The sequence below is a fragment of the Paraburkholderia sp. JPY419 genome, assembly GCF_050435705.1.
Classification (GTDB): Bacteria; Pseudomonadota; Gammaproteobacteria; order Burkholderiales; family Burkholderiaceae; genus Paraburkholderia; species Paraburkholderia youngii.
Window position 1 is genome coordinate 1,456,698 of the sequence record NZ_JBNDKV010000002.1, and the last position, 21,053, is coordinate 1,477,750.

At 64.3% G+C, this 21,053-nt stretch carries 19 protein-coding genes; 10 read left to right on the forward strand and 9 right to left on the reverse strand.

All coding sequences use genetic code 11. From position 1 onward, the window contains the following. Positions 1–39 precede the first annotated feature (39 nt). From QFZ91_RS12810 to QFZ91_RS12845, 8 genes are all read left to right on the forward strand, one after another. Entirely contained in the window at positions 40–519 is a 480-nt protein-coding gene (locus tag QFZ91_RS12810) for an NUDIX hydrolase (RefSeq protein ID WP_429567450.1), read from the forward strand. A 60-nt stretch (positions 520–579) separates the two neighbouring features. Continuing rightward, the gene (mnmA, locus tag QFZ91_RS12815; RefSeq protein ID WP_429567451.1) at positions 580–1,842 is read left to right on the forward strand and encodes a tRNA 2-thiouridine(34) synthase MnmA; all 1,263 of its coding nucleotides are present in this window, start codon (positions 580–582) and stop codon (positions 1,840–1,842) included. Between the two features lie 291 nt (positions 1,843–2,133). Continuing rightward, positions 2,134–3,744 carry an FMN-binding glutamate synthase family protein gene (locus QFZ91_RS12820; protein WP_429567452.1) on the forward strand — a complete coding sequence of 537 codons (1,611 nt, stop codon included), beginning with the start codon at positions 2,134–2,136 and terminating at the stop codon, positions 3,742–3,744. 182 nt (positions 3,745–3,926) lie between these two features. Further along, positions 3,927–4,934 (forward strand): glycine--tRNA ligase subunit alpha, encoded by a 1,008-nt coding sequence (gene glyQ / locus QFZ91_RS12825; protein WP_013088411.1) that lies wholly within the window; start codon positions 3,927–3,929, stop codon positions 4,932–4,934. Positions 4,935–4,949: 15 nt separating this feature from the next. Beyond that, positions 4,950–7,049 carry a glycine--tRNA ligase subunit beta gene (gene glyS / locus QFZ91_RS12830; protein ID WP_429567453.1) on the forward strand — a complete coding sequence of 700 codons (2,100 nt, stop codon included), beginning with the start codon at positions 4,950–4,952 and terminating at the stop codon, positions 7,047–7,049. Positions 7,050–7,059: 10 nt separating this feature from the next. Next, entirely contained in the window at positions 7,060–7,614 is a 555-nt protein-coding gene (gene gmhB / locus QFZ91_RS12835) for a D-glycero-beta-D-manno-heptose 1,7-bisphosphate 7-phosphatase (RefSeq protein WP_176122454.1), read from the forward strand. 39 nt (positions 7,615–7,653) lie between these two features. After that, positions 7,654–8,412, forward strand: coding sequence for a lysophospholipid acyltransferase family protein (locus QFZ91_RS12840; protein ID WP_176109543.1), 759 nt, complete (start codon positions 7,654–7,656; stop codon positions 8,410–8,412). Positions 8,413–8,460: 48 nt separating this feature from the next. Then, entirely contained in the window at positions 8,461–9,354 is an 894-nt protein-coding gene (locus QFZ91_RS12845; protein WP_176109544.1) for a M48 family metallopeptidase, read from the forward strand. Positions 9,355–9,363: 9 nt separating this feature from the next. Here QFZ91_RS12845 and QFZ91_RS12850 read toward each other — a convergent pair whose 3' ends face one another. From QFZ91_RS12850 to QFZ91_RS12870, 5 genes are read right to left on the reverse strand one after another with little or no spacing between them, the layout of a single operon-like run. Continuing rightward, the gene (locus QFZ91_RS12850; protein ID WP_368715299.1) at positions 9,364–10,113 is read right to left on the reverse strand and encodes an IclR family transcriptional regulator; all 750 of its coding nucleotides are present in this window, start codon (positions 10,111–10,113) and stop codon (positions 9,364–9,366) included. 31 nt (positions 10,114–10,144) lie between these two features. Further along, positions 10,145–10,897, reverse strand: coding sequence for an amino acid ABC transporter ATP-binding protein (locus QFZ91_RS12855; protein ID WP_309235086.1), 753 nt, complete (start codon positions 10,895–10,897; stop codon positions 10,145–10,147). Further along, a complete protein-coding gene (locus QFZ91_RS12860) occupies positions 10,894–11,538 on the reverse strand; it encodes an amino acid ABC transporter permease (protein ID WP_429567454.1) in 645 nt (214 codons plus the stop codon). The genes QFZ91_RS12855 and QFZ91_RS12860 overlap by 4 nt, the downstream gene beginning before the upstream one ends. 21 nt (positions 11,539–11,559) lie before the next feature. After that, a complete protein-coding gene (locus QFZ91_RS12865) occupies positions 11,560–12,276 on the reverse strand; it encodes an amino acid ABC transporter permease (RefSeq protein ID WP_429567455.1) in 717 nt (238 codons plus the stop codon). A 37-nt stretch (positions 12,277–12,313) separates the two neighbouring features. Next, a complete protein-coding gene (locus tag QFZ91_RS12870; protein WP_176378999.1) occupies positions 12,314–13,150 on the reverse strand; it encodes a transporter substrate-binding domain-containing protein in 837 nt (278 codons plus the stop codon). A 337-nt stretch (positions 13,151–13,487) separates the two neighbouring features. Here QFZ91_RS12870 and gloA point away from each other — a divergent pair, with 337 nt between their 5' ends. After that, on the forward strand, positions 13,488–13,883 hold the full coding sequence (gene gloA / locus QFZ91_RS12875) for a lactoylglutathione lyase (RefSeq protein ID WP_176122451.1): 396 nt from the start codon (positions 13,488–13,490) through the stop codon (positions 13,881–13,883). A gap of 186 nt (positions 13,884–14,069) precedes the next feature. Next, positions 14,070–15,017 carry a DMT family transporter gene (locus QFZ91_RS12880; protein ID WP_176378998.1) on the forward strand — a complete coding sequence of 316 codons (948 nt, stop codon included), beginning with the start codon at positions 14,070–14,072 and terminating at the stop codon, positions 15,015–15,017. Positions 15,018–15,058: 41 nt separating this feature from the next. On the opposite strand, the gene rsmA is transcribed toward QFZ91_RS12880, so the two are convergent. The 4 genes from rsmA to QFZ91_RS12900 form a co-directional block, all read right to left on the reverse strand. Next, positions 15,059–15,901 (reverse strand): 16S rRNA (adenine(1518)-N(6)/adenine(1519)-N(6))-dimethyltransferase RsmA, encoded by an 843-nt coding sequence (rsmA, locus tag QFZ91_RS12885; protein WP_176367922.1) that lies wholly within the window; start codon positions 15,899–15,901, stop codon positions 15,059–15,061. A 108-nt stretch (positions 15,902–16,009) separates the two neighbouring features. Then, positions 16,010–17,020: a 4-hydroxythreonine-4-phosphate dehydrogenase PdxA gene (gene pdxA / locus QFZ91_RS12890; RefSeq protein ID WP_368715298.1), complete on the reverse strand. Its 1,011-nt coding sequence runs from the start codon at positions 17,018–17,020 to the stop codon at positions 16,010–16,012. Positions 17,021–17,033: 13 nt separating this feature from the next. Then, positions 17,034–18,398, reverse strand: a complete 1,365-nt coding sequence (locus tag QFZ91_RS12895) for a peptidylprolyl isomerase (protein ID WP_429567456.1) — start codon at positions 18,396–18,398, stop codon at positions 17,034–17,036. Positions 18,399–18,463: 65 nt separating this feature from the next. After that, entirely contained in the window at positions 18,464–20,836 is a 2,373-nt protein-coding gene (locus QFZ91_RS12900) for an LPS-assembly protein LptD (RefSeq protein WP_429567457.1), read from the reverse strand. Positions 20,837–21,053 lie beyond the last annotated feature (217 nt).

A 21,053-nucleotide genomic window follows, 5' to 3' on the forward strand; every position in this document is an offset into this window, starting at 1 on the left:
CCCGGCAGCCGGCGCGCATAACCGGTAAAATGCGCACCCATGAAACCGGAAACCTGGCTGCCGCACGTGACCGTCGCGGCGATCGTCGAGCGTGACGGGCGCTTCCTGCTGGTCGAGGAACACACCGCCGCCGGCCTGCGCCTGAACCAGCCCGCCGGCCATCTCGAGGCGGGCGAAACGCTGCTGGAAGCGGTGGTCCGCGAAACGTTCGAGGAAACCGCCCATCCGTTTGCACCCGAGGCGCTCGTCGGCATGTACATGACCCACTTCGAGCGGCCGGACCGGGCGGGCACCACGTACCTGCGTTTGACCTATTGCGGCGCGGGCGGCGAGCCGGACCCGGCGAGTTCGCTCGATCCCGACATCGTCCGCACGCTGTGGATGAGCGCCGATGAGTTGCGCGAATGCCCCGAGCGGCATCGCACCCCGCTCGTGATGCGGTGCATCGACGATTACCTGGCCGGCCGGCGTTTCCCGCTCGACTTCGTCCATACCCATTCGGTCGGGCCGAAGCGATAAGGCCGTCACGAGCGGCCCCCAAAAGATCCATGCAGTCATGCAGCACCCAGTGAGTACCTTATGAGCAAGCGGAAAGTCGTAGTAGGCATGTCGGGCGGCGTCGATTCGTCGGTTACCGCGTGGCTGCTGAAGGAACAGGGCTACGACGTGGTCGGCCTGTTCATGAAGAACTGGGAAGACGACGACGACAGCGAATACTGCTCGACGCGCCAGGATTGGATCGACGTGGTGTCGGTGGCGGACCTGATCGGCATCGACGTCGAGGCGGTCAACTTCGCGGCCGAATATAAAGACCGTGTGTTCGCCGAGTTCCTGCGCGAATATTCGGCCGGCCGCACGCCGAACCCGGACGTGCTGTGCAACGCCGAAATCAAGTTCAAGGCCTTTCTCGATCACGCGATGTCGCTCGGCGCGGAAACCATCGCGACCGGCCACTATGCGCGCGTGCGCCAGAACCACGAGCGCGACGGCCGCTTCGAGCTGCTGAAGGCGCTCGATCATACGAAGGACCAGTCGTACTTCCTGCATCGGCTGAACCAGGCGCAGTTGTCGAAGACGCTGTTCCCGCTCGGCGAAATTCCCAAGACCAAAGTGCGCGAGATCGCTGCACAGATCGGCTTGCCGAACGCGAAGAAGAAGGATTCGACCGGCATCTGCTTCATCGGCGAGCGGCCGTTCCGCGACTTCCTGAACCGCTATCTGCCGACCAGGCCGGGGCCGATGAAGACTACCGACGGCAAGACCGTCGGCGAGCACATCGGCCTCGCGTTCTACACGTTCGGCCAGCGCAAGGGCATCGGTCTCGGCGGCAGCAAGGACGGCAGCGGCGAGCCGTGGTTCGCCGCGGGCAAGGATATTCCGAGCAATACGCTGTACGTCGCGCAGGGGCACGATCATCCGTGGCTGCTGTGCCATACGCTATCGGCGGGCAACACGAGCTGGGTCGCGGGCGAGCCGCCGGCCGACGGCTTCGCGTGCGGCGCGAAGACGCGCTACCGGCAGGCCGATGCGGCATGCACGTTCAACGCCGCGGCGGCAGGCGGTTCGAGCGAAGGCCTGTTCGAGCTGACCTTCGACGCCGCGCAATGGGCCGTCACGCCGGGACAATCGGCGGTGCTGTACGACGGCGACGTGTGCCTCGGCGGCGGCATCATCGAACGCGCGATGACCGGGCAACCGGCCGAGCTGCCGCCGGATCAGACGCCGAAGCAAACTCGCGCGCAGCGTCGCAAGCAGGCGCATAAGCCGAAGCAGCCGCAACGCGCATCGCAGGACGAGCCGCAGACCCCGCGGCAAAAAGCGGCGTTGCTCGGCGCGCGTTGAGCGATGCATAACGGCGCGCGCGCAGTGGGTCACACCACTCCGACACACTCGCGCCGTTCATCTTCGCCGTTCATCCTCGCCGTTCATCTTGTTCCCCCCGCATGGCGCGGTCACACTCGCTTCACCTTCGCGTGCGACGCCTGGCTTCCATTCGCAGGCCTCATCTTCGGGCTTCGACCGTCCACGCCGCGCCGTGACCCGCAGCCGCCAGTTTTCCTTCGCGGCGGGTACCGCCCGCGCCCCTCGCGCGGACGATCCCGCCGCAATGATCTTCACTGCACTGGAGTCCCCATGTTTTCTCGACGCTATCTGGCCATGTGGTGCGCAATCGCGCTCGCCGCGGTATGTGCCACGCTCGCCGCGACGCATCGCCTGTCGTGGTTCTGGATCATCGTGCCGGCCGCACTCGTCGCGCTCGGCGTGTTCGACCTGACGCAACAGCGCCACGCGATCCTCCGCAACTACCCGCTGTGGGGCCACCTGCGCTTCATTTTCGAATTCATCCGGCCGGAGATCCGCCAGTATTTCGTCGAAGACGATACCGACGAAAAGCCGTTCTCGCGCGCGCAACGCAGCATCGTCTACCAGCGCGCGAAGAACGATGTGGATAGCCGTCCGTACGGCACCGAGCTCGACGTGAAGGCGGTCGCGCACGAATGGATCAGCCACTCGCTCGCGCCGACCAGGCTCCAGGGTCACGACTTTCGCATCGTCGTCGGCCCCGATCGCGCGCAGCCGTATTCGATGTCGATCTTCAACGTATCGGCGATGAGCTTCGGCTCACTGTCGGCCAACGCGATCATGGCGCTGAACCTCGGCGCGAAGAAAGGCAACTTCGCGCACGACACCGGCGAAGGCTCGATGTCGAAATATCACCGCGAACATGGCGGCGACATCATCTGGGAAATCGCATCCGGTTATTTTGGGTGTCGTAACGACGACGGCACCTTCAACGCCGAAAAATTCGCGAAGCAGGCCGCCGAGCCGCAGGTGAAGATGATCGAAGTGAAGCTGTCGCAAGGCGCGAAGCCGGGTCACGGCGGCGTGCTGCCGGCCGCGAAGATCACGCCCGAAATCGCCGAGACGCGCGGCGTGCCGATGGGCCGCGACTGCATCTCGCCGGCGACGCACTCCGAGTTCTCGACGCCGCGCGAACTGCTCGAATTCGTCGAGCGCCTGCGCACGCTGTCGGGCGGCAAGCCGACCGGCTTCAAGCTGTGCATCGGGCATCCGTGGGAATTCTTCGGGATCGCGAAGGCGATGCTGGAAACGGGCATCCTGCCGGACTTCATCGTCGTCGATGGCGCGGAAGGCGGCACCGGCGCGGCGCCGCTCGAATTCACCGATCACGTCGGCGTGCCGTTGCAGGAAGGGCTGCTGCTCGTGCACAACACGCTGGTCGGCATCGGCCTGCGGCAGCGCATCCGCATCGGCGCGAGCGGCAAGATGATCACCGCGTTCGATATCGCGAAGACGCTCGCGATCGGCGCCGACTGGGTCAACGCGGCGCGCGGCTTCATGTTCGCGGTCGGCTGCATCCAGGCGCAGACCTGCCATACCGGCCGCTGCCCGACCGGCGTCGCGACCCAGGACCCGGTGCGCCAGCGCGCGTTGGTGGTGCCGGACAAGGCCGATCGCGTGTTCAACTTCCACCACAACACGCTACATGCGTTGCAGGAAATCATCCAGGCCGCCGGGCTGCGGCATCCGGCGGAGCTGCGCGCGCATCACATCGTGCGGCGCGTGTCGTCGCATGAGGTGCGGTTGATGTCGGAGCTCCTCAAGTACCTCGAACCGAATGACCTGCTGAACGGCAACTTTCGCTATACGCTGTTCGAGAAGTACTGGCCGATCGCGCAAAGCGATTCGTTCTCGCCGAAGGCGGAGTTGGCGGCTTGCTGAGTGCGCGCGGACCCTCGCCACGCCGCCTGTCGCCCAAAAGCCGCATCGCGGCCCGTCCGCCCTCGTAAAACGGGCCGCCCCCCTTCCTTTCCGTTAAAATCTCGGGTTTAGCACTTCGCTCCACGGCCCGCTCGCGCGCTTAGGCGCACGCGACACGGCCCACCATGCCCGAAAGGCACTTCATGCTCACGTTTCAGCAAATCATCCTGACCTTGCAGTCCTATTGGGACAAGCAGGGCTGCGCGTTGCTCCAGCCGATCGACATGGAAGTCGGCGCGGGCACGTCCCACGTCCATACGTTTCTGCGCGCGATCGGCCCCGAGCCGTGGCGCGCCGCCTACGTGCAACCGTCGCGCCGCCCGAAAGACGGCCGCTACGGCGAGAACCCGAACCGTCTGCAGCACTACTACCAGTACCAGGTGGTGCTCAAGCCCGCGCCGGAAAACATTCTCGACCTGTACCTCGGCTCGCTCGAAGCGCTCGGCTTCGACCTGAAGCAGAACGACGTGCGTTTCGTCGAGGACGACTGGGAAAATCCGACGCTCGGCGCGTGGGGTCTCGGCTGGGAAGTGTGGCTGAACGGCATGGAAGTGACGCAGTTCACGTACTTCCAGCAGGTCGGCGGTCTCGACTGCAAGCCGGTGCTCGGCGAAATCACCTACGGTCTCGAACGCCTCGCGATGTATCTGCAGAAGGTCGAGAACGTCTACGACCTCGTCTGGACCGAGTGGGAAGAGCAAGGCCCGAACGGCCCCGAACTGCGCCGCCTGACCTATGGCGACGTGTATCACCAGAACGAGGTCGAGCAGTCCACCTACAACTTCGAGCACGCGAACGTCGATCTGCTGTTCACGTTCTTCAACAGCTACGAAGCGGAAGCGAAGCGCATGATCGATGCGCAGATCGCGCTGCCCGCCTATGAACTCGTGCTGAAGGCCGGCCACACGTTCAACCTGCTCGACGCGCGCGGCGCGATTTCGGTCACGGAGCGCGCGGCTTACATCGGCAGGATTCGCGCGCTGTCGCGTCTGGTCGCGCAGGCCTACTACGACTCGCGCGAAAAGCTGGGCTTCCCGATGCTCGGCAATCCGGTGCATGGCGTGCCCGGCCTCACCACCGACGAGCAGGACGCCGCGATGCCCGCGTGGGCGCCGCCGCTGAAAGTCGAACGCAAGATCGACCAGGACTGACGAGAACTTCAACCAATGACTCAATCTCAACACGCTACCCTGCTCGTCGAGCTGCTTACCGAAGAACTGCCGCCGAAGGCGCTCGCGCGTCTCGGCGACGCCTTCGCCGAAGGCATTGCGCAGCGCCTCGCGGCGCGCGACCTGATCGAAGGCGAACCGTCGTTCGAACGCTTTGCCACGCCGCGCCGTCTCGCGGTGACGATTCACAACGTGCGCGCGGTCGCGCCGGAAAAACACGTGCGCGAAAAAGTGCTGCCGGTTTCCGTCGCGCTCGATAAAGACGGCCAGCCCACCGCGCCGCTCGCGAAGAAGCTCGCCGCGCTCGGCTTCCCCGACTTCACGGTGAACGACCTCGAACGCGCACAGGACGGCAAAGCCGAAGCGTTCTTCCTGCGCTACGCCGCGCCGGGCGCGACGCTCGCCGACGGCCTGCAAGCCGCGCTCGACGAAACGCTCGGCAAGCTGCCGATTCCGAAGGTGATGACGTATCAGCGCCCGGACGGGTCGAGCGTGCAGTTCGTGCGCCCGGTGCATCGTCTAACCACGCTGCATGGCGAAGAAATCGTGCCGATCAGCGCGCTCGGCATCGACGCCGACGACACCACCCTCGGCCACCGCTTCCTGTCCGAAGGCTTCGTGCAGATCCAGCACGCGCAGGCCTATGCCGAAACGCTCGAACACCGGGGCCGCGTAATCGCGAGCTTCGCCAGGCGCAAGGAAGCGATCCGCTCGCAACTGCTCGCGCATGCCGGCGAAGACAAGGTCGTGATGCCCGAGGCGCTGCTCGACGAAGTGACGTCGCTGGTCGAATGGCCGGTCGTCTATGAGTGCCGCTTCGAGGACGAATTCCTGCAGGTACCGCAGGAATGCCTGATCCTGACGATGCAGACCAACCAGAAATACTTCGCGCTGACCGATGCGAACGGCAAGCTGCGCTCGCGCTTCCTGATCGTGTCGAACATCGAGACGGCGACGCCGGTCGAGATCGTCGAAGGCAATGAGCGCGTGGTGCGTCCGCGTCTCGCCGACGCGAAGTTCTTCTTCACGCAGGACATGAAGAAGCCGCTCGTGGATCGCGTGCCGCTGCTCGCGAACGTCGTTTATCACAACAAGCTCGGCTCGGCGCTGCAACGCGTGGAGCGGCTCGAAGGGCTGGCCGGCGCGATCGCCGCAATGACCGGCGCCGACGTCGCGCGCGCGACCCGCGCCGCGCGCCTCGCGAAGGCCGACCTGATCACCGACATGGTCGGTGAATTCCCCGAGCTGCAAGGCACGATGGGCACGTACTACGCGCGCCACGATGGCGAGGCGGAAGAAGTCGCGCTCGCATGCTCGGAACACTACCAGCCGCGCTTCTCGGGCGACGCGTTGCCAACCACCGCGACCGGCACCGTCGTCGCGCTCGCCGACAAGCTCGAAACGCTGGTCGGCATCTGGGGCATCGGCCTGCAGCCCACCGGCGAGAAAGACCCGTTCGCGCTGCGCCGTCATGCGCTCGGCGTGCTGCGCATCCTGATCGAGAAGCAGTTGAACGTCGACTTCGTCGATCTGCTGCGTATCGCTTATGCGCAATTCGCCGGCATGCCGAACGTCGCCGATTCCACCGAAGCGATCTATGAGTTCAGCATGGACCGCCTGCGCGGGCTGCTGCGCGAACGCGGCTACGCGGCCGGTGAAATCGACGCGGTGCTCGCGCTGAACCCGACGCGGCTCGACGACATCGTCGCGCGCCTCGACGCGGTGCGCGAATTCGCGTCGCTGGCCGAAGCGGCGTCGCTGGCGGCGGCCAACAAGCGGATCTCGAACATCCTGAAGAAGTCGGAAGGCGTGACGAACGGCGGCGTGCAGGCCGGCTTGCTCACCGAAGCAGCGGAGAAGGCGCTCAACGAGCAGCTCGAACAGGTGACGCCGCGCGTGCAATCGCAACTGGCCGTGCGCGACTACACCGGTGCGCTGACGGCACTGGCCGCGCTGCGCGAGCCGGTCGACACGTTCTTCAACGACGTGATGGTCAACGCGGAAGACCCGGCGTTGCGCGCGAACCGTCTGGCTCTGCTCGGCGCGCTGCATCAGCAGATGAACTGCGTCGCCGATATTTCCCGACTCGCCGCCTGAGCACCGCGCCATGCCGATCAAGAAAGTGGTGATCCTCGACCGCGACGGCGTGATCAACGTCGACTCCGACGCGTTCATCAAGTCGCCGGACGAATGGGTTGCGCTGCCCGGCGCGCTGGAAGCGATCGCACGTCTGAACCAGGCGGGCTATCGCGTCGCGATCGCGACGAACCAGTCGGGCATCGGCCGCGGTCTGTTCGACATGGACGCGTTGAACGCGATGCATCTGAAGATGCACCGGATGGCGGCAGCGGTCGGCGCCCGCATCGAAGCGGTGTTCTTCTGCCCGCATACGGCGGAAGATCACTGCGAATGCCGCAAGCCGAAGCCCGGCATGCTGAAGATGATCGCCGAGCGTTTCGAGGTCGATCCGGCGCATACGCCGACCGTCGGCGATTCGCTGCGCGATCTGCAAGCGGGCGCGGCGCTCGGTCACCCGATCCACCTCGTGCTGACCGGCAAGGGCCGCAAGACCCTCGCCGCGGGCGGCCTGCCCGAAGGCACGATCGTGCACGACGACCTGCGCGCGTTCGCGCTCGACTTTCTCGCCGACGCGCAGGAATAAACGCGCACCGCGCGCTCCCAACCCTCACCGACCACGCCGATGCGCTTTATCCGTTCCCTGCTGCTGCTGATTTATTTCGTTGTGGTCACGGTGCCGTACGCGACCGCGTGCATCATCGCGTTTCCGTTCCTGCGCGCGGAAAACCGCTACTGGATGGCGGCCGGCTGGTGTCGCCTGACGCTGTGGGCGGTGCGCTACCTGAACGGCATTCGCTACCGCATCGAAGGCTTCGAGAACCTGCCCAACGGCCCGGCCGTGCTGCTGTCCAAGCATCAGTCGGCGTGGGAAACAATCGCGTTTCCGGCGATCATGCCGCGACCGCTGTGCTACGTGTTCAAGCGCGAGCTGTTGTATGTGCCGTTCTTCGGCTGGGCGCTCGGCATGCTGAAGATGGTTCACATCAACCGCAAGGAAGGCAAGTACGCGTTCGAATCGGTCACGAACCAGGGCAAGGCGCGCATGGCCGAAGGCGCATGGGTCATCATGTTTCCGGAAGGCACGCGCACGCCGACCGGCAAGCAGGGCAAGTACAAGACCGGCGGCGCGCGCTTCGCAATCGCGACCGGCGCGCCGGTCGTACCGATCGCGCACAATGCGGGTCGCGTGTGGCCGCGCAACTCGTTTACGAAATATCCGGGTATAGTCACGGTGTCGATTGGCAAGCCGATCGAAACGACGGGGCTCACGCCCGACGAAGTGAACACGCGCGTCGAACAGTGGATCGAAGCAGAAATGCGCCGCATCGATCCGACTGCCTACAGCGCGGCGGCTAACGACTCCGCCGCCGCTCCCATCTGACGCGCCACGCCCTCGAAGCCCGAGGGCGTATTGCGCGAAGCGAAGCCGATGCAGAAGTCTCCCACGCCGCAGCCCGCCGCGGCGCTCGAAAACCGGCAGCTCGATCTCCCGCTCTTCGCCGAGCCGGGGTCGACGTCGTCGACCCCTTCACCTTCCACGCCGGGTTCATCCGGCACAGCGCCGGCCAGGCCACCCGTCGCGCCGCTCGCGCCGGATGGCAGCAAGCTGCGCAGCCTCACCATCGGTTCACGCACGCTGCATTACGCGCTCAAGCGTTCCGCGCGCCGCTCGATCGGCTTTGCGATCGACAGCACCGGCCTCACGATCACCGCGCCGCGTTGGGTCACGCTCGCCGATATCGAAACCGCGATCACCGAAAAGCAGCGCTGGATTTTTACGAAGCTGATCGAATGGCAAACGCGCGTCGAACAGCGTGCGCTGCCGAAGATCGATTGGAAAGATGGCGCCGAAGTGCCCTACCTCGGTCAGCCGGTGCGGGTGACGCTCGGCGCGCCGCAAGGCATGCTCGCGTTCAGCGCCGAGCACGGCGCGCTGCAATTGCCGCTGCCGTTGCAAGCCGATCCGCAGCAGATCAAGGATCGCGTGCAGGGCTGGCTGCAAGGCGAAGCGAAGCGGCTGTTCGGCGAACGTCTCGAGATCTACGCGCAGATGCTCGGCGTCAACTATCGCTCGTATGCGCTGTCTTCGGCGGCGACGCGCTGGGGCAGTTGTTCGAGCGACGGCAAGATCCGCCTGAACTGGCGGCTCATCCACTTTCCGCTGTCCATCATCGATTACGTCGTCGCCCATGAGTTGGCGCATCTGCGCGAGATGAATCACAGTCCGCGCTTCTGGCAGACGGTCGAATCGATTTTTCCGGAATTCCGCGAGGCGCGGCAGACACTGAAGTCGCATCCCCCGGAGTTGTTGCCGACGCTCTGAGGCCGGGCGCTATCTCTGCGACAGCGCTTTCGCGGACTGCAACAGATCGTCGAGCATCACGCCGCGCCTGTCCGGGCTCGTGTCGCGGCCAGTCATGAAACACAGCGCTGCAATAGGCAGTCCCGCACGATCGCGAATCGGCGCTGCCATACACAGCCTGAACGCGTTCGAAAGTCCTTCGGTGCAGCAGTAGCCTCGTTCTTTTGCGGCCTGCACGTCCTTCAGGAATGCGTCGAAATCGATGCTCGCCCCATTGTCGAGGATGAAATCTTCCGCCGGAATCAGCGCGCGAATCTCGTCGGCGCTCAGGTGACCCAGCAGCAGACGTCCCGTAGCGGTCCAAGGTATCGGCACTCTCACGCCGATGTCCGAACTGATGTTGAAGGGCCGCGCACTGTGCTCGGACAACACGACCGTGTACTTGTTGCCTTCCAGCATGCACAGCTGCGTGGTCTCGTCGTACTTCCTCACCAGTCCCAGGATGGATTGATGCGCACGGCTGATCAGATCGTTGTGCGTGGCATAGTCGGACCCGTAGTAGTGCATCTCGCGCCCAAAGAACACGCTGCCATCCGCGGCCGTCTCGAGCCAGCCCACTTCCGTGAGAATCGCGACCAGCTCGTAAATGCTCGAACGCGGCGCACCGGTTGCATCGATCAGTTCGCGCATCGTCAGCGGGCGTTGGGCGATATGCAATTGCCGGAAGATCGCGATCACGCGGTCCACGCCTCTCGCCCGAGACGACTCTGTAACAGCCATGCGTTCACTCCGTAATGCGTTGATCCGACCGTCAATGGTCGAGAACTCGATGCAGGAACTGCCGGGTGCGTTCGTTCGAGGGATTGACGAAGATCTGCTCCGGATCGCCCTGCTCGGCGATGACGCCCTTGTCCATGAAGACGACGCGGTCAGCGGTCTTGCGAGCGAAGCCCATTTCATGCGTGACGACGACCATCGTCATGCCGTCGCGCGCGAGCCCGCGCATCACCTCGGTGACCTCGCCGACCAGCTCCGGGTCGAGCGCGGACGTCGCCTCGTCGAAAAACATGATGCCGGGCTCGACCGCGAGCGCGCGCGCAATCGCCACGCGTTGCTGCTGACCGCCCGAAAGCTGGCTGGGATAGTGTTCCGCGCGGTCCGCGAGCCCGACGCGATCGAGTGTCTCCATCGCGCGCTTGCGCGCGTCGGCCGGACTCATGCGGCGCGCCTTGATCAGCGCGAGCGTGACATTGCCGAGCGCGGTCTTGTGAGGAAACAGATTGAACTGCTGGAAGACCATGCCGACGTGGCCACGAATCTCCCGTGCTCGACGTGGATCATGCAAGGGCACCTCGTTGACCCAGACCTCGCCGGAATCGGTGGTCTCCAATCCCGCCATGATTCGCAGGACCGTGCTCTTGCCCGAGCCGGACGCGCCGATCAGCACCAGCACTTCACCCGAGCGGACCTCGAGATTGATTTCGTTCAACACTCTCGTCGAACCGAATGCTTTGCTGACGCCCGTCAGTGAAATGATCGGCCTGGTTTGGCTTTGGTTACTCACGACAATCTCCTGCGGTCATGGTGGCGCACCCATTGCGAAAGCGGGAAGCACACGGCGAAGTAAATGAGTGCGACGAGTCCATAGATCTCCACCGGCTTGCCGATCCGGTCGACGATCGCCTGGCCACCGTGCATCAACTCGGACATGCCGATCATGCTGACGATCGACGTGTCCTTGATGAGCGACAGATACTGACCGACGAGAGGCGGCAACACGATCTTTCCGGTCTGAGGCAGCACGACGAACGAGAACGCCTGAGCCCGCGTGAGGCCGAGGATCTGCGATACCTCCCATTGACCTTTGGGTACTGCTTCGATCCCTGAGCGGAAAATTTCGGCGATATAGGCGCCCTGATAGACGCTCAAGCCAATGACGCCGGCGGCGAACACGTCGATCGCATAACCGAAGTACGACACGCCGAAATAGATCAACATCAGCGTGATGAGCACCGGCGTGCCGCGAAACAGCTCCGTATAGAGTCTGGCGATGCGGTCGGTGCCCCACGGGCCGAACCATCGCAAGACCGCGGCGAACAGGCCGATCAACGTGCTGCCCACAATGGACGCGATGGAGAGCAACAGCGTCGTCACCAGACCCTGCAGCAGGATCGATAGACTGGTTTTCAGCAATTCGACTGACATGATCCAACTCCAATCCGGGAATCAGGCCCGCTTCGTCCGGCGCATAAAGCCTGTCCTGAAACCGCTGCGCGCCGGCATGGCGAGGGGAGGATGAAAGATCCGCGCGCCGAGCTGGCCCGCAAGCCAGGACAGTACGTTACTGAGCACGAGATACGCGACGAGCGTCACGCTGAACGTCTGAAGGTAGAGAAGCGTTCGCGAGTTGATCACGGTCGCCGTCCCGGTCAACTCCGGCAATGCAATGGCGGACAGCAGCGACGTGCCGAGCAGCAACTGGATCAGGTAGTTGACGATGGCCGGATAGACCGCGCGCGTCGCCTGCGGCAAGACGACCTCGACGAAGATCTGCGCGCGTTCGAGGCCGAGAATGCCGGCAGCCTCGAGTTGGCCGCGCGGCACCGACTGTATGCCGGCGCGGAACACTTCCGACAGGTAAGCACCGACGTTGAGGCCGAGCGCAATGACGCCCGCCCAGTATGCGTCGAGCGAAATACCCGCCGACGGCAGACCGAAGAACACGATGAAAATCTGCAGGAGGACAGGCGTATTGCGGATGACTTCAACGTAGCCACGGGCGATCCACCGAAGCAGCGCGAGCGGAGAAGCGCCGGCCAGCGCGGTCAACAACCCCAGGACTAGCGCCAGTAGGAAGGCCAGCACGGTCACCTGCAACGTCAGCCAGCTCGCGCTCAAAAACTCGGGCACGTAGCCCCACAAAGTCAGCCACTCGTAACTCATCTCATGCTCCCCATCGTGCGGGTTTCACTGCCGCGCTTCAAAACTGCGGATTGAGCGGATAGCGCGGATCGGTGCCGAACCACTTGTTGTAGAGCTGCGCGTTGAGCTTCGACGCATTGACGTTGAAGAGGAACAGATTCAGATAGTTGAGCCATTCCTGATCACCGGCCTTGACGCCGAAAGCGTTGTATTCGAGCGGGACCAGCGCTTCGTTCGTGACGGCAAGTTCAGGATCGAGCTTGGCCTGATACGCGAGGAAGTTGTTGTCCTCGATCATCGCGTCGGCCTGCCCCTGCTTGACGGCAAGTATCGCGGCCTGCGAGCTGTCGTATTCCTGGATCTTCACCGGGATATTCAGCGAGCGCACTTCATCGCCATTGGTCGAGCCCTTGACCGTCGCGATCGTGCGACCGCCCATGTCCTTGATCGACTGAATACCGCTGTTTTTTCTGACCAGCAGCGCTTCGCTGGCAACCACGTAAGGGGCCGTGAATTCGATCACTTTTGCGCGCTCCAGATTGCGCGTGAAGTTGCAGAACACGACGTCCACCTTGCTGGTCTGCAGATTCGGAATCCGGTTCGCGCTCGTCGTATTCACGACCTCGAGCTTCACGCCCATCTGCTTCGCGAGTTCCTTCGCGAGGTCCACGTCATAGCCGTCCGGTTGGCCGTCTTTGTTGTAGAACCCGAATGGCGCGAACGTCAGGCAGTCCCCGACGCGCAGCGTGCCCCGCTGCAACACGCCCTGAAGCGTCGACGGAGCTGCCGCCGCGCCCTGCTCCGGCGTGGCCACCTTGGTGCAGCCAGTGATGGCGAGCAATCCAGCAACAGCGAACAGAAAGGCGGCTCTGGCGCCTCGATTGGCAAGCTTCATGGGCAGGGTCCTATGCGGAGAGGAGGGTTCCGGGGCAGACGTACCGGCTTCGGCGCCTTTCGGCATGCATGAATATTCGCCGGCTCACGCATCGATTGTCCGATATATCAGACTGCTATCTGAGGAATCGGATTGATACTGAGTGTTGGGCACTAATATCGAACGCGCAACCGGACACAAACCCTGATTGCCCATACCTTTTTGTTGGAATAGGTCCGAGCGGATTCCATGAGGCGCATCCAGTTCGGGCTGGCCCGCGCCGCTTCGCCCTACCAGGCAATCATTTACAATTCCCGCAGGTCAATGCATTGATCGACAAACTGTCAAAGGAGGACTCATGCGAATCCTGCATACCATGCTTCGAGTCGGTGATCTGGACGCCTCGATCCGTTTCTACACCGAAGTTCTCGGCATGCGCCTGCTTCGAAAGAACGACTACCCGGACGGGAAGTTCACCCTCGCATTCGTCGGTTACGAAGACGAATCGGAAGGCGCAGCAATCGAACTGACCTACAACTGGGACACGAGCAAGTACGACCTCGGAACCGGCTACGGTCACATCGCCCTCGAAGTCGACGACGCCTATGCGGCGTGCGAACAGGTGAAGAAACGCGGCGGCGTCGTGACGCGCGAAGCGGGACCCATGAAACACGGCACGACGGTCATCGCCTTCGTCGCCGATCCGGACGGCTACAAAATCGAGCTGATACAGAAGAAGGGACGAGTCGACTGACTCGAGTTCAACCGTTCGCGCTGGACACTTCCCGAAACGCATGCGCCCGCTGCCCAGATTCGGGCGAGGCGCCAGATTGACCATAAAGCCCGGCTTCACGTTGTACCCGGGGATGTGCTGCCGGGCGTATTCGCCCGGCAATCCTGTCTCTCGCCGGCACTATCAAAAAAAAGCCGACTATTCACGATGAGCACGACCACCGCCTTGCCCGCGCGCCGCGCCCCGGATAGCTTCGCGATCCTGTTGATGATCGGCCTATGCGCAATCTGGGGGCTACAGCAAGTCGCGATCAAGACCACCAATGCGGCTGTGCCGCCGGTCTTTCAAGCGGGGCTGCGCTCGACGATCGCGGCACTGCTCGTGTGGGCATGGGCGCGCTCGCGCGGCACGCCGCTCTTTCGTGACGACGGCACGCTCGGTGCGGGTCTGCTCGCAGGGGTGCTGTTCGCGGCCGAGTTCGTTTGCATCTTTTTCGGCCTGACGCTGACGAGTGCGTCGCGCATGGCGGTCTTTCTGTACACGGCGCCGTGTTTCACGGCACTCGGCCTGCACTGGTTCGTCGATGGCGAACGCATGCGGCGCATCCAGTGGCTAGGCATCGGCGTCGCGTTCGCGGGTATAGCGCTCGCGTTCGCCGATGGCTTCCTGCACCCGAACGCCGGCGCGGCTGCAAGCGTAGCCCACGGCTCGACGCTCGTGGGCGCGGCCGGCGATGCGCTCGGCGTGCTCGCCGGCATCGCATGGGCCGCGACCACGGTGGTCGTGCGCGGCTCGCGGCTCGCGCAGACGAGCGCAAGCAAGACGCTGTTCTATCAGTTGACGGTGTCGGCGGCGGTGCTGCTCGCGCTGGCGCTCACGCTCGGTGAAGTGCGCGTGGAAAGCGTGACGCCGCTCGCGTTCGCGAGTCTCGCGTATCAGGCCGTGATCGTCGCGTTCGTCAGCTATCTGTTGTGGTTCTGGCTGTTGACGCGTTACATCGCATCGCGGCTGTCGGTGTTTTCGTTTCTGACGCCGATGTTCGGCGTGACCTTCGGCGTGCTGCTGCTCGGCGAGTCGTTCAGCGCGCGCTTTCTGATCGCCGCGCTGCTGGTGCTGACCGGCATCGCGCTCGTCAACGCGCCGGCGAAACGATAAGCAGCTCGACGGCGGCGCACCGCCGTCGTCAAACGTTGAGACTACTCCGGCGCCGCGGCCGAGCGCGCCGCCACCGCCTGCGCCACGCTCACGTATTCGGCGACCGGCACGTCCTCCGCGCGGCGTTGCAGATCGAAGCCGAGCGCGTCGAAATCGACGGTATCGCGCAGCGCGGCAAGCGTGTTGCGCAGCATCTTGCGACGCTGCGAGAACGCCGCCGTCACCACCTCGCCCAGCACGTTTTCATCGACTACCGGCATTTCGTGCCGCTCGTACGGGATCATCCGCACGATCGCCGAATCGACCTTCGGCGGCGGCTGGAATGACTCGGGCGGCACGTCGAGCTGCTTGTCGATCACGTAGCGGTATTGCAGCATCACCGACAGGCGACTGAACGCCTTCGTACCCGGTTCCGCGACCATCCGCTCGACCACCTCGTTCTGCAGCATGAAGTGCTGATCGATCACGCGGTCCGCGAAGGTTGCCAGATGAAACAGCAGCGGGCTCGAAATGTTGTACGGCAGATTACCGACGATGCGCAGCGACGCCTTGTCGCCCGGTGCCGCGAGCGAGCCGAAGTCGAACTCGAGCGCGTCGCCCGAATGGAGTTCGAGCAGATCGCCGAACTTCGTCTTCAGACGGCCGATCAGATCGCGGTCGAGTTCGACCGCGTGCAGCGGCGACTCGGGCGTCGCGAGCCGCTCGATCAGCGGTTCGGTCAGCGCGCCGAGGCCCGGACCGATCTCGACCATGCGCTCGCCGCGCTGCGGCCGGATCACGTCGACGATCGAATCGATCACGCCCATGTCGACCAGAAAGTTCTGACCGAAACGCTTGCGCGCGAGATGGCCCTGGTGCCGGCCTTGCTGTCTGCTGGTGGACATCGGAGAAACGCTAGAAAGAAAACTGCTTGAGAATGAAAGACGTCACGGTGGAAATACGACGCCACGCGGCGCGTCACGCGCACCGCAACCGCTCAGGTCACCTGTGCGTCAGCCCGCGCGACGATGCTGTGCCATCGAAACAGCCGTGTCGATTGCGGCCATCAGGCTGCCCGCGTCGGCGCGTCCGGTGCCGGCCAGATCGAGCGCGGTGCCGTGATCGACCGAGGTGCGGATGATCGGCAGGCCGAGCGTCACGTTGATCCCTTCGCCGAACGTCGCGAATTTCAGCACCGGCAGGCCCTGGTCGTGGAACATCGCGAGCACGCAGTCGGCTTCGTCGAGATAACGCGGCTGGAACAGCGTGTCGGCCGGATACGGACCGCGCGCGTCGATGCCCTCGCCGTTCACCTGCTGCAACGCCGGCGTGATCACGTCGATTTCCTCGCGGCCCAGGTAGCCGTTTTCGCCCGCGTGCGGATTGAGCCCCGTCACGAGAATGCGCGGCGCGGGCAAACCGAAGTGATGACGCAGGTCGTGATCGATGATGCGCAGCGTCGCGACGAGGCTTTCGATCGTCAAGGCCGCCGACACGTCCTTCAACGGCAGATGCGTGGTCGCGAGCGCGACGCGCAGCGGCCGCTTGCCGGTGCCCGCGAGCATCATCACGACGCGCGGCGTATGGGTGCGCTCGGCCAGATATTCGGTGTGGCCGGTGAACGGCACACCGGCGTCGTTGACCGTGCTTTTTTGCAGCGGCGCGGTGACGATCGCGTCGAACCTGCCCGCCACCGCACCGTCGATCGCCGCATCGAGCAGATCGAGCACGTAGCGGCCGTTCGCGGCGTCGAGCTTGCCTGCCTGCGCGGGCGCGCCGAGCGGGTGAGGTTCGAGCCGCACGCGCGGGCCCTGCGCGAGCAGCGCGGCCCAATCGACACCGACCGCGCGCGCCCGCTCAGCGAGCAATTGCGCATCGCCGAGCACGGTGAACTGCGCGTGAGGCCAGTGCGCCGCCGCACCCGCCAGCGCCTGCGCGGTCAGCTCGGGACCGACGCCGGCGGGCTCGCCGGTCGTGATCGCGATCTGCAGCGGGCGGTGGGTGGGCTGAGCAGCGCTCGTCATGGCATGGGCTCCGTTACTGCACGTTCGCCGTGGTCGGCTTCACTTCGACGTACGCAGTATCGCGCAACTCGCGCAGCCAGTCGGCGTACGCCTGTTCCGCCTTGCGCTGGCCGATGGCCTGACGCGCGAGATCCATCTGCTGCGCAATCGAGCCTTCCGCATCGCGGCGGCCGAGCACCTGAATCAGGTGGTAGCCGTATTCGCTGCGCACCGGCTCGCTGATCTGGCCGTCCTGCAGCGCGTTCATCGCGCGCTCGAACTCGGGCACCGTCTCGCCCGGGCTGATCCAGCCGAGGTCGCCGCCTTGCGACGACGAGCCGTCCTGCGAGTAGGTGTGCGCGAACTTCGCGAAGTCGCCGCCCGCGGCGATCTGATTGCGGATGTCGATCAGCTTCTGGCGTGCCTGCGGTTCGGACTGGCCGTCGCCGACGCGCAGCAGAATGTGGCGCACGTGCGTCTGCACGAGCTTCGGCGCATCCGCGCTGCTGCCTTGGCCGGCACGGCGCTCAACCAGACGCACGATTTCGAAGCCGTCGTTGGTGCGGATCAGATCCGGATTAATCTCGCCCGGACGCAGTGCCGATGCGGCCTTTACGAACTCGGGCGGCAGCTTCGACGGTGCGAGGAAGCCGAGATCGCCGCTGTTCTGCGACGCGTCGGGCGCTTGCGAATTGGCCTTCGCGAGCTTGCCGAAATCCGCCCCGCCCTTCGCTTCGGCGAGCAGCCCCTGGGCCTTCTTCTGCGCCGCCTCGATATCGGTCTCCGGCGCGTTCAGCGGCGCACTCACGAAAATGTGCTGCATGTGCAGGTCGCTCGTCTGGCCGGCGCCCGGGCCGCGCTGGCTGGCGATGTAGTTCGCGACCTCGGCGTCCGTCACGGTGATCTTGCTGTCCACTTCCTTCTCGCGCAGACGCGACAGCGTCAGCTCGGTGCGCGCGTCGTTCGAGAAGGTGGCCCAGGGCACGCCTTGCGCCTCGATGCGCGCGCGGTACATTGCGAGCGGCATGTTGTTCGCCTGCGCGAGACGCTCGAGCGTGCGCTGCACGGCTGCGTCGTCGATGTTGATGCCGTCTTCCCTGGCCTTTTGCAGTTGGATGCGCTCGAGCACCATCTGCGTGAGCACCTGCTGGCGCAACTGGTCCGTCGGCGGCACCGGAGCGTTCTGCTGGTTCAGCCGGTGCGCAATCAGACCGACCCGCTCGTCGAGCTCGCGCTGCGTGATGACACCGTTGTTGACCACCGCGGCGATGGTGTCGACCGTCTGGCCGCTATTGCCGCCCAATGCCTGCGCCTGTACCGACGCGACTGGAACGAAGGACGCCGCGGCGACGAGACCCGCCGCGAGTATTGCCAAGCGAAGCTGTTTCATGATTGCCACAGATACTCCAATGATGTCGGGCGCTTCGCCCGTCTTTTCGCAAGCCGTGAATGACCGGGCGACCGTCATTCGTAGTTGGTGAACCGCGACTCCGGCGGTGGCGGCGGCGGCAACGGCGTGTAGCCGGCCACACTGGTGCGGAACGCGGTCATCAGCCCATTGTCGACGCTCGACAAGCCTTTGAACGTCAACTGCGCCAGAAACCGCGTGCTCGACTGATTCTGTCCCGACGAGTTCAGGCCGTTCGCGTAGCGCTGGATGCCGGCGCCGAGCGTCCAGCAATCCGCGTCGTATTGCAGGCCGACGAGGCCGTCGACGATACGGTGGCCATCGAGGTCGTAGTTGAACCGGCCGACACCGTACATCCGATGCGACAGCGGCCATTGGCCCGAAATCAGCACCTGGTTGATCGGCTGGTTGTCGAGCGTGGTGTTGGCGCGGGTGTAGCGGTACGCCACGTTGAGGACCTTGCCGGTCTCCGGACTGAACCCGAAGCCGACGCTCGTCTTCGTGAGCTGGTTGTTGTCCGCATTATATTGGAACGCCGTTTCGGAAGCGAAACCGGCGCCCAGCTTGATCGACGCACCCGCGATCAGGTCCGAGTGCGTGGCCTGCGTGCTCGTCTGGGAGGGCTGCAGCGTGACACGCTGATCCCGGAAATAGTACTGCTGCGCGATCACGAAGCGCGCGCGTTCGTCGCCGGTGGCCGGGTTGATGAAGCGCGTGGTGAGACCCGCGGTCAGGCGGTTCGCGTCGGCGATCCGGTCGTTACCGACGAACGTGTTCGGCGTGAAGATTTCCGCGAGACCGAAGTCGGACTCGGCGGTGTCGAAGAGCGGCGCGTTGTTCTGGTTACGGTACGGCGTGTACACGTAGTACAGCCTCGGCTCCAGCGTCTGGATGAAATCCTGGCCGAACAGGCGCACCGAGCGCTCGAACGTCAACCCCGTGTCGAACGTGAAGGTCGGGATCGACTCGGTGAAATTCTTCTGCGCGTTCGGCACGCCGCTAAGGTCGGTGCCGATGTTGTTCAGGTTGTACGACGCGAAGTGCCACTGCACTTTCGGCGTGACGAAGTAGCCCGGCCCCACCACCGAATAGGACACGTACGGGTTGAACAGCACCCGCTGGCCTTCGGTCAGGTCCGCGGTGGTGATGCGGAAGTTCGTGTAGTCGGCTTCGGCGCCGAAGTCGAAGCCGCCGATGTTGTACTTCGCGTACTTCACGTTCAACTGCGGCTGGCGGCCGTACGGCGCGGTCGACCCCTCCAGCGTCTGCCAGTGCTGCTCGCGCGCGAGCACGGACCACGGCCCGTTGTTGTAGGTCACCCCGGCTTCCTGCTGATACAGGAGCTGGAGGCCGTTCATGAACTGGTTGACCGACGACGACAGGTCTTGCGGATAGGTGTTATCCGAGACCTTGTTGTAGTAGATGTAGCCGCCGAAGCCGTTACCGAAATTCTGGTTGTGCTGGATGTACAGCGCGTAGCGGTTGGTCTTCGTCAGGCGATCGTCGGGCAGGAATTCACCGGTGATCGAACCGGAATACGTCGGCGACAGATAGCGGAACGTGCTCTGCAATTGCACACCGCGCTTCGAGATCAGACGCGGCGTCACGGTCAGATCGCGGTTCGGCGCGATGTTGAAGTAATACGGCACCGACAGCTCGAAGCCGTTCGTCGAGCTCAGCGAGAACGTCGGCGGCAACAGACCGCTGCGACGGTCGCCCGACAGCGGGAACGACAGCCACGGCGACGCGAACACCGGCACGCCCTGGAAGAACAGCACGCTGTTGTAGGCGACGCCTTCGTCCGCGCCGGTGTCGAAATCGAACTCGCTACCCTTGATGTACCAGGCCGGATTGTCCGTGCACTGGCACGCCGTGTAAGTCGCCTTCGTGAACACCGAGCGCTCGGCGTCGAGCAGGTCGACGCGCTGCGCGCTGCCCGAGCCGCCCGTCAACGTGAAGTGATACTTCGGCGCGGTCATGAAGCCTTCGGTCGAATCGACGCGCAGATGCGCTTCGGGCCCGATGAAGGTATTGCCGGTATTGATCACGTGGACATTGCCGTACGCATCGGCCATGTCCGTGTCCTGGTCGTAGTGCAGGCCGTCGGCCTTGATCACGGACGCGTTGTGGCGCACTTCGGCCGAGCCCTTGGCGGCCAGGTCCTGGTCGATCGTGCCGCTCGCGTGGTCGCCGAGCACGAAGGTGGCCGGCCGCTGGCCCGTTTGCAGCGGATGCTCCTCGAGCTGCGGCGCGAGCTGCATGCCCCACGGCGGGTAGACCGCTTGGGGTTGCGCAGCTTCCCCCACCAGCTGGGCGTGCGCAAGCGCGGGCATCAGGCCCGGAACGGCGACGAGCGCCGCGACGAGCCGCCTTTTGCGCGGCACTACTGCACAGGAAGGAGTGGTATCGGAAAGCTGTCTGGGCGGCATGTATCGTTTGGCGAGTCGACCCGTGTGCAAGCTTCCGCCGTCACGATCCACCGCCTGCACACCGCGACCGTGAGAGTCGGCTGCACGTCTGGATTCCCAATTGCCGAGTGATAAGGCGGGCGGTAAAACGGAGCACGCGAAAGCTGGCGTGTGAGTCGCGTCAAAAAAGTCGTGGGGTATTATATGGCAAGACGTTGTCCCCAAGAATTTGCCGCCG

Coding starts and splice junctions, on each gene's coding strand:
- QFZ91_RS12810 (WP_429567450.1), top strand. CDS start 40: ATGAAACCGGAAACCTGGCTGCCGCACGTGACCGTCGCGGCGATCGTC.
- mnmA (WP_429567451.1), top strand. CDS start 580: ATGAGCAAGCGGAAAGTCGTAGTAGGCATGTCGGGCGGCGTCGATTCG.
- QFZ91_RS12820 (WP_429567452.1), top strand. CDS start 2,134: ATGTTTTCTCGACGCTATCTGGCCATGTGGTGCGCAATCGCGCTCGCC.
- glyQ (WP_013088411.1), top strand. CDS start 3,927: ATGCTCACGTTTCAGCAAATCATCCTGACCTTGCAGTCCTATTGGGAC.
- glyS (WP_429567453.1), top strand. CDS start 4,950: ATGACTCAATCTCAACACGCTACCCTGCTCGTCGAGCTGCTTACCGAA.
- gmhB (WP_176122454.1), top strand. CDS start 7,060: ATGCCGATCAAGAAAGTGGTGATCCTCGACCGCGACGGCGTGATCAAC.
- QFZ91_RS12840 (WP_176109543.1), top strand. CDS start 7,654: ATGCGCTTTATCCGTTCCCTGCTGCTGCTGATTTATTTCGTTGTGGTC.
- QFZ91_RS12845 (WP_176109544.1), top strand. CDS start 8,461: ATGCAGAAGTCTCCCACGCCGCAGCCCGCCGCGGCGCTCGAAAACCGG.
- QFZ91_RS12850 (WP_368715299.1), bottom strand. CDS start 10,113: ATGGCTGTTACAGAGTCGTCTCGGGCGAGAGGCGTGGACCGCGTGATC.
- QFZ91_RS12860 (WP_429567454.1), bottom strand. CDS start 11,538: ATGTCAGTCGAATTGCTGAAAACCAGTCTATCGATCCTGCTGCAGGGT.
- QFZ91_RS12865 (WP_429567455.1), bottom strand. CDS start 12,276: ATGAGTTACGAGTGGCTGACTTTGTGGGGCTACGTGCCCGAGTTTTTG.
- QFZ91_RS12870 (WP_176378999.1), bottom strand. CDS start 13,150: ATGAAGCTTGCCAATCGAGGCGCCAGAGCCGCCTTTCTGTTCGCTGTT.
- gloA (WP_176122451.1), top strand. CDS start 13,488: ATGCGAATCCTGCATACCATGCTTCGAGTCGGTGATCTGGACGCCTCG.
- QFZ91_RS12880 (WP_176378998.1), top strand. CDS start 14,070: ATGAGCACGACCACCGCCTTGCCCGCGCGCCGCGCCCCGGATAGCTTC.
- rsmA (WP_176367922.1), bottom strand. CDS start 15,901: ATGTCCACCAGCAGACAGCAAGGCCGGCACCAGGGCCATCTCGCGCGC.
- pdxA (WP_368715298.1), bottom strand. CDS start 17,020: ATGACGAGCGCTGCTCAGCCCACCCACCGCCCGCTGCAGATCGCGATC.
- QFZ91_RS12900 (WP_429567457.1), bottom strand. CDS start 20,836: ATGCCGCCCAGACAGCTTTCCGATACCACTCCTTCCTGTGCAGTAGTG.